This window comes from Galactobacter caseinivorans, from assembly GCF_003640665.1.
GTDB classification, from domain to species: Bacteria; Actinomycetota; Actinomycetes; order Actinomycetales; family Micrococcaceae; genus Galactobacter; species Galactobacter caseinivorans.
In genome coordinates this window covers 743,631-759,159 of record NZ_QQXL01000001.1, presented here as the reverse complement: position 1 = coordinate 759,159, position 15,529 = coordinate 743,631, and the positions used below count along the sequence as shown (strand labels likewise).

The window sequence follows — 15,529 nt, the reverse complement described above, 5'->3', positions numbered from 1 at the left end:
GCTGCTTCACGTTCGCTCCGCCGAACTTGGAACGGGAAAGAGCTGCTCAAGGATGGCGCCTAGCGCGGCGTCAACTCGCTCAGTGCTCGGCAGCGACGATTCCGTCTCGTTGATGCAGAACACGTCCAGATCCCTGCGCACCAGGAGCTTGGCCCACCGGGCCTCCACCTGAGAGTCCCCCAGGTCAAAAAAGTCATAACTCAGCTTGCCCTCGTGAGCGCGCCCGTCCATGAGCGCCAAATACGGGTGAAGGGCCGCGGGGATGGAGACATCGCTTGGGTGCCGGAAGGCGGAAGACACCACGGAGGCAAACACCTCCGGGTGCTTGTCCTCAAAGCGTTGCAGCAACTCGCGGTTTTGCGGGTGAGGCGTGTGCTTCATCCGCCGCGTGATGCGGCGCCCGTACAGCTGATGCATGATCCGGCGGTTGTTCTTGCCCGCAGAGACGATGGGCAGGTCCTGCGACGAGGGCGGCTGCAGGTCAAGCGTGGACGTGGACGGGAAGAACTTGGTCACCCCGCCCGGCCCAAAGAACTGCTCGGCCGTGGTGGGCCGGCCAAAAAAGACATCGTCATTCAGGTAGAGATAGCGATCGGAGAGACCCTTGATGTGGTGCAGCTGGGACTCAATCGAGTGCGAGTTGAACACGGGCAGTGCGGAGGCATCGCTGAAAATGTCCCGGTGGTCCACCACCGTCACCTGCGGATGATCACGCACCAACCACTCGGGAACCTGGCGATCCGTCACGATGTAGACCCGACGGATCCAGGGAGCGTTCATCTGCAGGGATCGGAGCGAATACCGCAGCTCGTCATGATTCCTAAAGCGCGCCAAAGACAAGGCGGTGGCGTTCACACTCGTGGGATCGTAGCCAGCCAGCGTCTGGTTCTTGCGGTGGATCCACTCCGGGTCTGACCCGTCCACCCAGGTGTAAACGGCGTCGATGGGCTCGGCAACCTGCTCCACCAACGGGTCCCAGCCCTGATCCAAGGGATTCTTGGTCAACTCCAACCACTGTGCCTCTGACACATAGGAAAAGAGGCCCGGCACCTCACCCTTCTGGGCCACCAGCGTCCGCGGCGCGTACAGCCCGCCATCGGAGCGCGGCGCAGGTTCCTCCACACAACGCCACCACTGGCAGCTGACGGTGGCCCGCCCCGTTTCCAAGGCGATGGCGCCCGCGTGGGCATCGCGACGCATCCGCGTCCCGTGCTGCGTGAGCCGCCACCCCGGCTGACCGGACAGCTCCTTCAAGACCCCCTGGGCCACGCGGTGCGAGGCGCGGTCCATGACCAACACCGGGTCAAGCCAGTTCATGGCAGGCATCAGGAAGTGCGGCACCCCGGCGGCACTCAGCGCCGCGGAAACGACCCTGGCATTCGCCTGCGCCCAGGACTCCACGCTCCACCCAGGACCCACCTCAACGGAGTTCCTCGGTGCGCCACCTCCGGAGATCCGGCGGGCTACAGACGCCGCAGCGATCCGTTGCTCGGTGGACGTGGTCTTGAAGCAGTCGACCAAAAGCGGCGCCAGCACGCTGCACACGCTCTCCCCTCGAGCGGCGACCGCCTTTGGCACGCCACTACAAACCGGCCGCACATCACATGCAGGTGAAAAGTATCTAAAGACGAACCGTACATTACCTGATGACTGGGAAAACGGTGATCCAGTGGCTCAAAAAGACAAAAGAATACGGTGGCCCGGAACCATGTTCCGGGCCACCGTAAATGAAGAACCACCACCAGCTGCGTTAGCCCTGAGTGGGCTCCTCATACTTGGGGAAGATCGGCGTGGGCTGGGGCAACTGCGTGCCCGCCGCCAACGCGTCGTCGAACGCCGCGAAGGTGCGGGAGGCACCCGCCGGAACCCCGAGCACATCCAGCAACTGATCCGCCGCATCCGGCATGACCGGCTGCACCAGCAGCGCCACCCGGCGCACCACGTCCAGGGTCACCCACAACACGTCCGCCATGCGGGCCGGGTCATTCTTGCGCAGGACCCACGGCTGCTGCTCGGCGAAGTAGGCATTGGCCTCGTGGAGCACCTGCCACGTGGCCTCCAGCGCAAGGGAGAACTCCTGCCGCGCATAGTGATCCCGCGAGGTCTCCAACAGCGCGCCCGCCGCCGTGAGCAGCGCCTGATCTGCCTCGGTGAACTCACCCCGGTGCGGCATCTGACCGTCCAGGTTCTTGGCGACCATGGAGAGTGAGCGCTGGGCAAGATTGCCCAAGTTGTTGGCAAGATCCGCATTCATGCGGCCCACAATGGCGTCATGGCTGTAGGAGCCATCCGCACCAAAAGGCACCTCCCGCAGGAAGAAGAAGCGCATCTGGTCCAGGCCATACTGATCAACAAAGTCCTCCGGGGACACCACATTGCCCAGCGACTTAGACATCTTCACGCCATTGTTGTTGAGGAAGCCGTGGATCATGACCCGGCGCGGCAGCTCCAGGCCCGCGGACATCAGGAACGCCGGCCAATAGATGGCGTGGAAGCGTGAGATGTCCTTGCCGATCACGTGCACATCCGCCGGCCAAAAACGCTTGAACTGCGCCGACTCGGTGTCCGGGAAGCCAACACCGGTGAGGTAGTTGGTCAGCGCGTCCACCCAGACATACATGACGTGCTTGGGATCGCCAGGGACGGGCACACCCCAATCAAAGGTGGTGCGGGAAATGGACAGGTCCTGCAGGCCACCCTCCACAAAGCGGATCACCTCGTTAAAGCGGGACTGCGGTGCGCCGAAGGTGGGGTGCTGGGCGTAGTGGGCAAGCAGCCGGTCCTGGTACTGGGACAGGCGGAAGAAGTAAGACTCCTCCTCCGTCCACGTGACCTCGGTGTCCGTGCCGGTGGAGTACCGCACGCCGTCCGCGCGCAGTTCCGTCTCCTCCTCCGAGTAGTAGGCCTCATCCCGCACCGAGTACCACCCGGCGTACTTATCTAGGTAGATGTCCCCGTTGGCCTCCATGCGCTTCCACAATGCCTGCGCGGCCGCGTGGTGATCGGCGTCAGTGGTGCGGATGAAGCGGTCGTAGCTGATGCCAAGACCGTCCTGGGTGGCCTGGAAGTTATCCGAGTTGCGACGCGCCAGATCGGCGGGCGTCACGCCCTCCTTCTGTGCCGTCTGGAGCATCTTCTGCCCGTGCTCGTCCGTGCCGGTGAGGAAAAAGACCTCCTCGCCGTCCAGGCGGCGGAAACGCGCCATGGCATCCGTAGCGATGAACTCGTAGGCGTGCCCAATATGGGGGACGCCATTCGGGTAAGAAATCGCCGTCGTGATGTAAAAGGACTGGTGCTCCGGGGTAGCGCTCACCGCATCAACAATACCGGTTCACCCGGTTTCGGTTGTTCCCGATGACGCCGCGGTACTCGCTCTAGACGACACGAGGGTGCCCCCGCACCCTGGCGGGGACACCATTGGGCTGTGGGCTATCAGCCCTCCAGGTCCACCTCGCGGGCGGTGGTGGCCTGCACGGCCTGCGCCACTGCGTCGAGGACGCCCTCTGGCAGAGCGTTGTCGATGGTCACCACGGCCACGGCCTCGCCGCCCTGGCCCGCACGGGAGACCTGCATCCCGGCAATGTTGACCTGGGCCTCGCCCAAGGCGCGGCCCAACGTGCCTACCACGCCCGGGCGGTCGGTGTAGCGCAACACCAGCAGGTGCTCGGAGAGGGGGATCTCCAGCTCCTGGCCAAAGACACCCACCAGCTTCTGAATCTGCTTGGGGCCCGTGAGCGTGCCAGCCACGGAGAGCTGCTCACCGTTGGCAAGGGCGCCGGAGACCGTGAGCTGATTGCGGTAATCCTCTGACACCTCGGTGGTAGTCAGGCGGGTCTCTACGCCGCGCTGCTCCGCAAGGACGGGAGCATTCACGTAGGAGACCTGGTCAGAGACAACGTCGGTGAAGACACCCTTGAGCGCGGCGAGCTTGAGCGAGGTGACGTCCTTGCCCGCAATCTCCCCCGCCACGTTGAGCTCCACGGACTCCAGACGCTCACCGGAGGCCAGCGCGGAAAAGATCCGGCCCAGCTTCTCTGCCAGCGGGATGCCCGGTCGCACCGACTCATCGATGATGCCGCCGGCCACGTTCACTGCATCCGGCACCAACTCGCCAGCCAGTGCCAGGCGCACGGACTTGGCCACGGCCACGCCGGCCTTCTCCTGAGCCTCTTCGGTGGAGGCGCCAAGGTGCGGGGTGACGTTGACGTTATCCAGCCCAATGAACCGGGACTCCGTGGGAGGCTCCGTGACAAACACGTCAATGCCAGCCCCGGCAATGACGTTGTTGGAGAGTGCCTCAAAGAGCGCGTCCTCATCGATGAGGCCACCGCGTGCCACGTTGAACACGTAGCTGCTCGGCTTCATCTTGTTGAACTGCTCGGTGGAGATCATGCCCGTGGTCTCCGGGGTCTTGGGCATGTGGATGGTGATGAAGTCAGCGGTGCCGAGCAGCTCATCCAGGTCAACCAGCTTGACGCCCAACTGCTGCGCGCGGGACGGAGTCACGTACGGGTCAAAGGCCACGATGTTCATGCCAAAGCCCTGCAGGCGAGCGGTGACCAGGGCGCCGATGCGGCCCAGACCAATGATGCCCGCGGTCTTCTCAAACAGCTCCACGCCGGAGAAGGACGAGCGCTTCCACTGCCCGGCCTTGAGCGACGCGGAGGCGGCCGGAATGTTGCGGGCGGCGGAGACGATGTGACCCACCGTGAGTTCAGCGGCGGAGATGACGTTGGAGGTCGGGGCGTTCACGACCATGACGCCGGCCTGCGTGGCGGCCTTGATCTCCACGTTGTCCAGGCCAACACCGGCGCGGGCGATGACCTTGAGGTTCTTGGCGGCGGCGATGGCCTCCGCATCCACCTGCGTGGCGGAGCGGACCAGGATGGCGTCCACATCTGCAATGGCGGAGAGCAATTCGGAGCGGTCTGCCCCGTTGGCAGAGCGGATCTCAAAGTCCGGGCCCAGCGCCTGGACGGTGGCGGGCGAGAGTTCCTCGGCGATCAGGACGACGGGCTTGGTCTGCGACACGTGTCAACCTTCGTTGCTGTTGCTCGGGTGGGATGCCGGACGGCCGTGGCCGTCCGTGATGAAGACGTTACCGGCGGGGATACCTGCTCCCCGCATGCGTGTCGGTCGCGTTACGCATGTCACGCGCCCGGCGCGATGCACACCCCCTGGACCAGGCGCACCCGCTGGACCAGGCACACCCCCTGGACCGAGCGCACCCGCCGGACCCGGCGCCGTCGGGCAATAACCCCATCGCCAGGAGGGCGCCCCGGATACGCTGGGACCCTGCCCCTTGGCACAGCGCTGTGTTCCCGGCTTCCTCCCCAGAGTCCTTTGCGTCAGGAGTCCCCGCGTGTGCCCCAGCAGTTCCGCTTCCTCTCAGCAGCACCCGGCCGCCCCGCAGCACCCGTGGGCCGGGCTCTACATCCTGGCCATCGCCGTCTTTGCCGTGATCACCACCGAGGTGGTGCCGATTGGCCTGCTGCCTCAAGTCGTGGAGGACTTTGGTGTGGATGAGGCCCGCGGCGGGCTGCTGGTCACCCTGTACGCGGCGCTCGTGGCCATCACGGCCATCCCCCTCACCCGCGCCACCGGCTCCCTGCCCCGCAAGCCCGTCCTGCTGAGCACCCTGGTGGTCTTCACCGTGTCCAACACCCTGGCCGCCCTGGCCCAGGACTTCTGGTGGCTCATGGCGGCGCGTGCCGTGGGCGGGGTGGCGCATGCGCTCTTTTTTGCCATCGCCATTGGCTACGCCGCGCGCATCGCGCCCCGTGGACAGATAGGGCGGGCCATGGCGCTGCTGGCCACCGGCACCTCTGCCGGGTTGATCCTTGGGGTTCCTGCGGGCACCGCGCTTGGCGCGCTTACCGGTTGGCGTCCCGTCTTTGCCGCGCTCGGCCTGATCACGGCCCTGGCCGTTGCCGCGGCCGCCTTCCTGCTCCCCGCCATCTCCCACGACAAGAGCGCCGCCCGCGCACTGCTCCCCGGCGGGCCCACGCTGTTGCTGGTGGTGGGACTGGCCGGCTCGGCCTTCCTTGGCCACTACACGCTGTACACCTACGTCTCCCCGCTCCTGCTTGCCGCCGGATTGCCGCAGGAGTGGCTGGGGCTGGCGTTGGTGGCGCTGGGCGTGGCGGGCCTGATCGCCATCCGGGCCACGGCACCGTTCCTGGACGCGCAGCCCTTCCGCTGGCTGCTCCTGGTCCCCCTGGCCATCGGCCTGGGCCTGGCCGCAACCGGGCTGGCCTTCCCGCACTTCTGGCCCGTCCTGATCGTCGCCACGGTGTGGGTTGCAGCCTTTGGCCCGGTGAACTCCACCTACCAAAACGTGTTGGTGCGCGTGGGCAAAAGCAATCCTGAGATGGCCGGGGCATGGATCAACGTCAGCGCCAACGTGGGCATCGGCGCCGGATCCGCGCTGGGCGGCTGGGTGGTGGTCACCTCCGGCTACTCAGCGGCGGCGTGGGTGGGCGCCGCGATCTTGCTGGCGACGCTGCTGCTCACACTGCTCTTCCGCCAGCGCCTCAGGGCCGTGCGCTGAGCCTGCGCGGCCTCACCTGACCTCCCCCGCTTCCCCGGCCTCCCCCTCCGACTCCTCCAACGCCGCCTCCAGCTCCGCCTGACTTGGCGCACCGCGGCGCGGAACCCCCACCCGCAGGAGCGGGATGAACTGCAGCGCGGAGATCGCAGCCGCGGCGATGAGCGGGACCAGCGTGCCAAAGGCCTGGGACAGGACGGCGCTGAGCAATCCTCCCAGCACCACGGCGCCCTGCGTGAAGGTGCGCCGCGTGGAGGACACCCTGGCCATCAGCCGCGACGGCGTGAGCTGCGCACTCAACCCGGCGCTGCTCACGCCAAAGCACCCCAAGGACAGCCCAAAGAGAACGAACGAGATACCGACAATGGCCACCTGGGCCTGCGGCCACAGCGCGGCCAGCGGTATCAGGGCAAAGTTGATGGGCATGAGCGTGGCACCACAGAACAGCGTGCGCAGCGGCCCCCAGCGCCGGCCAAGGCGCGGCGCAAGCAGCGCGCCAAGGATCCCACCCACCGCGGACACGGACATCAGCAGCCCAAAGACCACCGGGTCCATGCCAAGCACGCGCAGCACAAAGACCGTCTCGGCGGAGGCATAGAGCCCGGCGGCAAAGTTGTTGGTCATGGCGGCCAGCATCACCGCGGCCAGCAACGGGGTGCGCGCAAAAAAGCCCAGCCCCTCGCGGATGGCGGGCAGAATTCGCTGGTGCTGATGATCCGGCGCGTGCGCTTGATCCGCCGGCAGCGCCCGCAGGCCAAGCAAGGAAAACAACTGCCCGACGGCGCTCAGTGCCAGTACCAGCGGCGCCGGGACCAGCTTGGTCAGCAGCCCCGCCCCGACGGGCGCCGCCAATTGCACCACCTGATCGCTGGCCTGCAGAGCTGCCGCGGCGTCTGGAACGCCTTTTCTCCCCACCAGCACGGGCAACAACGAGGACTGCGCCGCTCTAAAGAAGGTATCCGCCACACTCGCCACGAACACGGCGAGCAAGAGCTGCCAGGGGTGCAGCCAGCCCAGGGCCCACGCGAAAACGGGCAGAGAGTATCCGAGCAGCCGCGCCCAGACCGCCGCGTACATGGTGCGCCGTTGCCCCCACCGATCCACAAAGACACCCACCACCAGCCCAAAGATGAGGGCGCCGGCGTTGGAGAGCGGCTGGACCAGTCCCACCACAAACGCCGGGGCGTGCAGCCAGAGCGTCAGCACAAGCGAGGTGGTGAACATCGCGACCATCAGCGCGGCGTCGCCCGCCGCGTTGGAGAGCCACAGGCCACGGAACGCGGCGGTCCTCAGGGGGTTCGCCTCCGCGGGCCGGGGTCCTTTGCTCACCCGGCCACGCTACCCAGCCGGAGCCAAGGCTGTGAGTCCCGCCACGCCGTCGGGCACAGGAGCACCGCCGCAGAACAGCACCACACGCCGCGAGGGCGCCACCCCGGTGGGTGACGCCCTCGCGGGAGGGATGTGGCCTGGTCAGCGGGCCGCGGTGCCCTCCGCGTAATCATCCGAGGTCTTGATCCACGAGAAGAGCTTGCGCAGCTCGCGACCCGTGGCCTCGATCGGGTGGGCCTCGCCCTTGGCCCGCAGCTCGGCGAACTCCGCGCCGCCGTTGGCCTGGTCCTCCATGAAGCGGCGAGCAAACTCGCCGTTCTGGATGTCCGCGAGAACGGCCTTCATGTTCTCCTTGACCTCCGGCGTGATGACGCGCGGGCCGGAGACGTAGTCGCCAAACTCCGCGGTGTCTGAGACGGACCAGCGCTGCTTGGAAATGCCGCCCTCCACCATCAGGTCAACAATCAGCTTGAGCTCATGCAGCACCTCAAAGTAGGCAATCTCCGGCTTGTAACCGGCCTCCGTGAGGACCTCAAAGCCGTACTGCACCAGCTGAGAAGCGCCGCCGCACAACACCGCCTGCTCACCAAAGAGGTCAGACTCGGTCTCCTCGGTGAACGTGGTCTCGATGACGCCGGCTCGCGTGCCGCCCACGCCCTTGGCCCAGGCCAGGGCAATCTGCTTGGCATCCCCCGTGGCGTCCTGCTCCACCGCGATCAGGTCCGGCACGCCGCGCCCGGCCTCGAACTCGCGGCGCACCACGTGACCCGGGCCCTTGGGGGCAATCATGATGACGTTGACGTCCTCAGGCGGCTTGATGTAGCCAAAGCGGATGTTGAAGCCGTGACCAAAGGCCAGGGTGTCTCCGGCCTTCAGGTGGTCCTTGATGGACTCCTCGTAGACCTTGGCCTGGATTTGGTCCGGGGTCAGGATCATGATGACGTCGGCCTCTTCCGCGGCCTGGGCCACGGAGAGGACCCGCAGGCCCTCCGCCTCTGCCTTGGGTGCGGACTTGGAGCCCTCCGCCAGGCCGACGCGCACGTCGATGCCGGAATCGCGAAGGCTGAGCGCGTGGGCGTGGCCCTGGGAGCCGTAGCCAATCACGGCCACCTTCTTGCCCTGCAGGTAGCTCAGGTCAGCGTCGTCCTCGTAGTACATCTGGGTCACGGCGGAATCCTCTTCCTTGAATGGTGCGACACATTTTGGGGTGGTTCGTTGGGGGTGGTTCGGTGGTGTGGGGCGGCGCTCAGGCGGAGACGGCGCGCAGGGCACGCTCTGACATCGACTTGTGGCCGCGCCCAATGGCCAGGGCGCCGGCCTTGACGATCTCGCGGATGCCAAACGGCTCCAGCACCGCCAGCAGCGCGTCGATCTTGTCGCTGCTGCCCGTGGCCTCCAGGACCACGGCGTCCGGGGAGACATCCACCACGCGGGCGCGGAAGAAGTCTGCGGCCTGGGTGACCTGGATCCGGGTGGCTGCGTCCGCCCGGACCTTGATCAGCACGTGATCGCGCTGCACCGAGGACTCCGGGGCCAACTCCACAATCTTGATCACGTTGACCAGCTTGTTGAGCTGCTTGGTCACCTGCTCCAGCAGGTCACCCTCCGCGTCCACCACCACGGTCATACGGGAAAGCCCCGGGACCTCGGTGGGGCCTACGGCCAGCGAGTCGATGTTGAAGGCGCGGCGGGCAAAAAGTCCGGCGACGCGGGTCAGGGTGCCGGGAACGTCCTCCACGAGCACCGAGAGGGTATGGCGGGCCATAATCAGTCCTCCTCTTCGTTCCACTCGGGGGTCATTCCCCGGGCGATCTGGATAGCGCTATTGCTGACGCCCGAGGGGACCATGGGCCAGACCATGGCGTCCTTAGACACGATGAAGTCCACGATGACCGGGCGGTCGTTGATCTCCAACGCCTGCTGGATCACCGCGTCCATGTCCTCTTCCTTCTCACACCGCAGCCCGGCACACCCGTAGGCGTCCGCGAGCTTCACGAAGTCCGGGACCCGGATGGAGTCCTTGCCCGTGTTCAGCTCGGTGTTGGAGTAGCGGCCCTCATAGAACAGGGTCTGCCATTGGCGCACCATGCCCAGCGAGGAGTTGTTGATGATCGCGACCTTGATGGGGATCTTGTTGATCACACAGGTAGCCAGTTCCTGATTGGTCATCTGGAAGCAGCCATCGCCGTCAATGGCCCAGACCACCCGGTCGGGATTGCCCACCTTGGCGCCCATGGCCGCCGGGACCGAGTAGCCCATGGTGCCCAGGCCCGCGGAGTTCAGGAATTGGTGCGGGCGCTCGTAGCGCACAAACTGGCTGGCCCACATCTGGTGCTGGCCCACGCCTGCCACGTACACCGCCTCCGGACCCGTCAGTTCACCGATCCGCTGGATGACGTGCTGGGGGGTCAGGGCGCCGTCCGTTGAGGGGGTGAAGCCCATGGGGTACTCGCGACGCAGCCGGTCCAGGTTGGCCCACCAGATACTCAGGTCCGGGGCCAGGCCCTCCTCCTTGCGGCGGTTGAACTCGGCGGTCAGTTCCGGGAGCACCTCATCAAGGGAACCAACGATCGGCACATCCGCCGTGCGGTTCTTGGAGATCTCTGCTGGGTCGATGTCCGCGTGGATCACCTTGGCGCCGGGGGCAAAGGAGCTGAGCACGCCGGTGACGCGATCATCAAAGCGTGCGCCGAGGGTGATCAGCAGATCCGCCTGCTGCAGCGCTGCAACGGCGGTGACGGCGCCGTGCATGCCGGGCATGCCCATGTGCTGGCGGTGTGAATCCGGGAAGGCGCCGCGGGCGGTCAGGGTCGTGACGACGGGGGCGCCTGTGGCCTCCGCGAACTCCAGGAGTTCCCGCGAGGCGTGCGCCTTCAGGACGCCGCCGCCGGCGTAGATGACCGGGCGCACGGAGGAGGCGATGAGCTTGGCGGCTTCCCTCACCTGCTTGGAGTGCCCCTTGGTGACGGGACGGTAGCCGGGCAGGTCCATGACCGGCGGCCAGGCGAACTCCGTCATCTTCTCTTGCGCGTCCTTGGTGATATCTACCAGGACGGGACCGGGGCGTCCCGTGCCTGCCAGGTAGAAGGCCTGCGCCAAGACGCGCGGGATGTCCTCACCCTTCGTCACCAGAAAAGAGTGCTTGGTGATGGGCATGGTGATGCCCACGATGTCCGCCTCTTGGAAGGCGTCCGTGCCGATGAAGGCGGAGTTGACCTGGCCGGTGATGGCCACCATGGGAACCGAGTCCATGTGGGCATCCGCGAGGGCGGTGACCAGGTTCGTGGCGCCGGGGCCGGAGGTGGCGATGCAGACGCCCACCTCCCCGGTCACCATGGCGTAACCCTGCGCGGCGTGCCCCGCGCCCTGCTCGTGACGCACCAACACGTGGTTGATGACCTCTGAGGCAAGCAGCGGGTCATAGGTGGGCAGGATGGCGCCGCCCGGGAGGCCAAAGACGTCCTTGACGCCAAGCTCCTCGAGGGAACGAATGATGGAGAATGAGCCCTTCACGGGCACGGTGGAGACGGTGCGATTGGGGCCCGGAACCGGGAGGCCGTTGGCCGCTGCCGGGGTGTGGTGCTGCGCCTTAGAGACGGCGCGGGCCACCGTTGAGGGGGTGGCGGGAGGAGCCTGTCCCATCGCTTCCACCTTCCTATCGATGCGTTGAATGCTGTGCGGTGCGCCGCGAGTGCTGCGCTCCTGATGACGACTCAATCAGGAGGCCGCACCCCGCGCAAATATGACGCGTCCCCATCTCATTATATGGACCACGGTCCGATAGTTGGACACCCAAGCATCCCGCGTAACCCTTTCCGTAGCCTAAAAATCAGCCAACGGCACGTCCACCGTGGCACGCGTTCCACCCGCGCCAGTGCGAGAAAAGGTGAGCGTCCCGTCAAAGCCTGCCAATCGCCGTCGGAGCCCGGAAATGCCGCCACCTTCACGCCCGTCCCAACCCACTCCGTCGTCCTCCACGCTCAACCGCAGGTAGCCCATCGTCGCGTCCAAGCGCAGGTCAACGCGCTGCGCGTCCGCGTGCTTCATGGCATTGCTGAGCAGTTCGGCACCGGCAAAGTACGCCGCCGACTCGATGGGGGCGGGAATCACCACGGCCGAGAACGGCGCGCTGGCCTCCACAGAGACTGGTACGGGCAGCGTGACGGCGAGCGCGCGCAGCGCCTCCAGCAGCCCCCGGTCGGCAAGAACCGGCGGCAGGATGCCGCGCACCAGGCCGCGGAGTTCGTCCAGTGCTCCGACGGATTCCTGCTTGGCCTGCGAGAGCAGCAGTGTCGCGGCTTGGGGGTCTTCAGCCAGGAGGCGTTCTGCGCGCGTGAGCGTGATACCAAGGCCCACCAGACGGGCCTGGGCGCCGTCGTGCAGATCGCGCTCGATCCGCCGGATTTCTTCTTGTTGCAACTCCGCCGCGTCGCTGCGAGTGCTGGAGAGTTGCTGCAGGCGGCGGTGGAGTCTTTCGGTGTCCCTGGTGGCCAGGCTGAAGCGGGTCCAGTGCGCGTGGAGGAGGGTGAGCGCCCCGGCCAATAGCAGCGCTAGCACCAGATAGGCGGCACCGCTGATCGCCAGCAGCAGGGAGGCGTTGGGCCATCCCACGTAGATCCAGGAGATCCAGGAATCCCAGCCCTCCACCCGCCAGGCGTCATACGCCAGGGAGAGGATGATCTGCCAGAGCCCCTGCGCAAACGCCGCGATGGCGAAGAGCCCCAGCGCCATTCCCAGGATGGCGTCCGTGAGGATCCAGACCCAGTCCCGCACCACGGTGGGGTCGGAGAAGGAGCGCAGCACCCGGAGGCTGCCAAACCATCCAGCGGGGCCTGCGGCGGGCTCGTAGCGCTCCGGTACGGCGACGCCGTTCCATCGATACGCCAGCGTGCGTTGCAGGTGCGCCGTCCTATGCACCAAGGCCGCAGTGGGCTTGACCAGGGGAACGCCGATCCAGATGAGGCACAGTGCGGCGACGATGATGGCCCAGCTCAGCAGGGCAATCTCCCAGAAGGCGAGCAGGGCAAGGATCAAGCCGCGCCAAATCTGGACAAAGGGGTTGCGGGTGCGCCGAACGGGCTCCTGCTCACCTGGGATCGGCAGCGTCATGGGGGTGGCTTCCTGGCTCAGGGGGTCCGTCAGCGGCGGATGCATGGGTGCTCCTCGTCGTGTACCAGGCTACCGAGCATGGGCACGGTGCAGTGGTGGGTGAATGATGATGTCTTTACTCTTCCCGTTGGCAGGCGGCCAAGTCGGTGGTGCAGGCACCACTCTTGGCGGCGTGATGGCGCCCGGCACCGTGCCGCTGGCGGCTGAGGGCCGCGCCGCGGGCATGATGGGCGTGTGCGCATTGTCATTGCTGAAGACCAGCTCATCCTGCGGCAGGGGCTCACCGCCTTGCTGGCACCCTTGGGTATCACCACGGTGGCCGCGGAGCCGGACGCCGAGCGCGCGCTTCGTGCCTGCGCCGCGCTGCAGCCGGACCTGGCGCTCCTGGACATACGCATGCCGCCCACCCACCGCGACGAGGGGCTCCGCGCCGCGCTGGAGTTGAGGGCCACGACGCCTGGGTTCCCGGTCATGTTGCTCTCGCAATACGTGGAGCACCTTTACGTTCAGGAACTGCTTGACTCCCCCGGCGGCGGCGTGGGCTACCTCCTCAAGGACCGAGTGTTCGACGACGCTCGCTTTGCCTCCCAGCTGCGCTCGGTTTCCGCAGGGGGAACGGTGATGGACCCGGAGGTGGTCGCGAACCTCATGTCCCGCCGCGACACCAGCGCGCGCCTTGCTCCGCTCACGCCGCGGGAGCTGGAGGTCCTGGGGCTCATGGCCCAGGGGCGCGGCAATCAGCAGATGGCCGAGGAGCTGGTGGTCACGCTCAAGGCCGTGGCCAAGCACATCAATGCCATCTTCACCAAGCTGGGCTTACCGGCGGGGGCGCCGGAGGATCGCAGGGTGGCCGCAGTGCTGGAGTATCTGCGTTCCGGGTCCTGAAGCACATGGGAGGATGGGCGCCCACCGGGCACTCCGCGTGGAGAAGGTAGGAATAGACATGCAATTGCTGTGGTGGAGCGTGAGCAGCCCGTGGGGCATGCTGATGAGCGCCCTGTTGGTGGCCCTTCACCTTGCGGTCATCGTCAGGGCACTGACGCGGCCTGGACGCGAGGCGGCGGCGCGGGTGGCCTGGGTGGCGGTCTTGTTGTTCCTCCCCTTTGTGGGTGTCTTTGCCTACCTCATGCTGGGCGAGACCAGCATTGGCCGGGTGCGCAGGGCGCGGATGGGCTCGGCGGAGAAGAGCATCTCCCTGCCGAAGACTCAGCGGCCAAGTGGCTTGGACCCGGACACTGAATCCGCCTTCTCGCTGGTGGAGTCCATCAACGGTTTTGCCGCCACGCAGGGCAACTCGGTGCGCCTGGCCGCGGACTCAGATGCGGCCATCGATGAGCTGGTGGCGGACATCGACGCGGCCCAGTCCACCGTCCACATCGGCTTCTACATCTGGCTGGCTGATACCAACGGAACCAAGGTGGCGGACGCCGTCTCGCGGGCCGCCCGGCGCGGGGTGACCTGCCGCATCCTGGTGGACGCGGTGGGCTCCAGGGCCTTTCTGCGCAGCCACCTGTGGGCGCAGATGAAGCAGGCCGGCGCCACCTGTGTGGCGGCGCTGCAGGACCTGCCGCGCTGGGGCAAGCTCGCCGTGGGCAGGGTTGATCTGCGTAACCACCGCAAGATCACGGTGATTGACGACACGATTGCCTACTGCGGCAGCCAGAACTGCGCCGACCCCGCCTTCCGGGTCAAGCCAAAATTTGCCCCGTGGGTGGATGTCTTCTTCCGCTGCCAGGGTCCCATCGTGGCCCAGGAGCAGTGGCTGTTCCTGACCACCTGGCGCACCGAGCTCCCCCAGGACACCGTGTCTGTGGGCACCCCGCGGGCCTGGGGTCCTTCCGAGGGTGCAGCGAGCATGCCCGCCCACGATTCGGTGGTGGGCGCCATGTTTGGCACTGGGCCCACCGCGAGGCCCGGCGCCATGTCAGAGGCCTTCACCACTGTCATCGCGGCAGCGCACAGCGAGCTCACCGTCAGCACGCCCTACTTTGTTCCGGACGAACCACTCCTGGCCGCCCTCTGCGCCGCCCCACGCCGCGGCGTGCGCACCACCCTGGTCCTCCCCCAAAACAACGACTCCTGGTTTGTGGCCCAGGCCGCCCGCAGCAGCTACCGCCGCCTGCTGGAGGCAGGCGTGGAACTCTACGAGTACCCCCTTGGCCTGTTGCACTCAAAGACCATGACGGTGGACGGGCACCTGGCCATGGTGGGCTCCGCCAACATGGACCGGCGCAGCTTGGAGCTCAACTACGAGAACAACCTGCTGCTGGCGCACCCGGCGGCCACGGCCGCGATTCGCGAGCGGCAGCAGAGCTACCTGGACGCCTCCTCCCCCGTCTCCCTCGTGACCGTCCGGGGTTGGTCCCTCTGGTCCCGGCTGGTGCAGAACGCCGTGGCCATGCTGGCTCCAATTCTCTGACGGCCGCCCTCGGTCACGGCCCCGGGACGGGCGCCCGTGCCGAGGAGACACCCCCACACGAGATCAGGACCGAACGCCGGTGGCGTTCGGTCCTGATCTTTACTGCCGTGGCACCGCCTCAGGGG

General features: G+C 66.6%; 11 protein-coding genes. 3 read left to right on the top strand and 8 right to left on the bottom strand.

Annotated features, from left to right (window positions below):
- Nucleotides 1-6: 6 nt before the first annotated feature.
- The 3 genes from DWQ67_RS03545 to serA form a co-directional block, all read right to left on the bottom strand.
- Nucleotides 7-1,536 (bottom strand): stealth family protein, encoded by a 1,530-nt coding sequence (locus DWQ67_RS03545; RefSeq protein WP_158595353.1) that lies wholly within the window; start codon nucleotides 1,534-1,536, stop codon nucleotides 7-9.
- 214 nt (nucleotides 1,537-1,750) lie between these two features.
- Nucleotides 1,751-3,313 carry a methionine--tRNA ligase gene (gene metG / locus DWQ67_RS03540; RefSeq protein WP_121484174.1) on the bottom strand — a complete coding sequence of 521 codons (1,563 nt, stop codon included), beginning with the start codon at nucleotides 3,311-3,313 and terminating at the stop codon, nucleotides 1,751-1,753.
- A 119-nt stretch (nucleotides 3,314-3,432) separates the two neighbouring features.
- A complete protein-coding gene (gene serA / locus DWQ67_RS03535) occupies nucleotides 3,433-5,031 on the bottom strand; it encodes a phosphoglycerate dehydrogenase (RefSeq protein ID WP_121484173.1) in 1,599 nt (532 codons plus the stop codon).
- Nucleotides 5,032-5,362: 331 nt separating this feature from the next.
- On the opposite strand from serA, the gene DWQ67_RS03530 reads away from it, so the two are divergent.
- On the top strand, nucleotides 5,363-6,550 hold the full coding sequence (locus DWQ67_RS03530) for an MFS transporter (protein WP_158595352.1): 1,188 nt from the start codon (nucleotides 5,363-5,365) through the stop codon (nucleotides 6,548-6,550).
- Nucleotides 6,551-6,562: 12 nt separating this feature from the next.
- On the opposite strand, the gene DWQ67_RS03525 is transcribed toward DWQ67_RS03530, so the two are convergent.
- The 5 genes from DWQ67_RS03525 to DWQ67_RS03505 form a co-directional block, all read right to left on the bottom strand.
- On the bottom strand, nucleotides 6,563-7,876 hold the full coding sequence (locus DWQ67_RS03525; protein ID WP_121484171.1) for an MFS transporter: 1,314 nt from the start codon (nucleotides 7,874-7,876) through the stop codon (nucleotides 6,563-6,565).
- Nucleotides 7,877-8,017: 141 nt separating this feature from the next.
- Entirely contained in the window at nucleotides 8,018-9,043 is a 1,026-nt protein-coding gene (ilvC, locus tag DWQ67_RS03520; protein ID WP_121484170.1) for a ketol-acid reductoisomerase, read from the bottom strand.
- Between the two features lie 79 nt (nucleotides 9,044-9,122).
- Complete coding sequence (gene ilvN / locus DWQ67_RS03515; protein ID WP_121484169.1) at nucleotides 9,123-9,641, bottom strand: acetolactate synthase small subunit; 519 nt, start codon at nucleotides 9,639-9,641, stop codon at nucleotides 9,123-9,125.
- Between the two features lie 2 nt (nucleotides 9,642-9,643).
- Complete coding sequence (locus DWQ67_RS03510; protein WP_121484168.1) at nucleotides 9,644-11,518, bottom strand: acetolactate synthase large subunit; 1,875 nt, start codon at nucleotides 11,516-11,518, stop codon at nucleotides 9,644-9,646.
- 180 nt (nucleotides 11,519-11,698) lie between these two features.
- A complete protein-coding gene (locus DWQ67_RS03505; protein ID WP_121484167.1) occupies nucleotides 11,699-13,030 on the bottom strand; it encodes a sensor histidine kinase in 1,332 nt (443 codons plus the stop codon).
- Between the two features lie 189 nt (nucleotides 13,031-13,219).
- Between DWQ67_RS03505 and DWQ67_RS03500 the strand changes: the two genes are divergently transcribed.
- Both DWQ67_RS03500 and cls read left to right on the top strand, forming a co-directional pair.
- The gene (locus tag DWQ67_RS03500; protein ID WP_121484166.1) at nucleotides 13,220-13,870 is read left to right on the top strand and encodes a response regulator transcription factor; all 651 of its coding nucleotides are present in this window, start codon (nucleotides 13,220-13,222) and stop codon (nucleotides 13,868-13,870) included.
- Nucleotides 13,871-13,928: 58 nt separating this feature from the next.
- A complete protein-coding gene (gene cls / locus DWQ67_RS03495) occupies nucleotides 13,929-15,404 on the top strand; it encodes a cardiolipin synthase (protein ID WP_121484165.1) in 1,476 nt (491 codons plus the stop codon).
- Nucleotides 15,405-15,529: the final 125 nt, after the last annotated feature.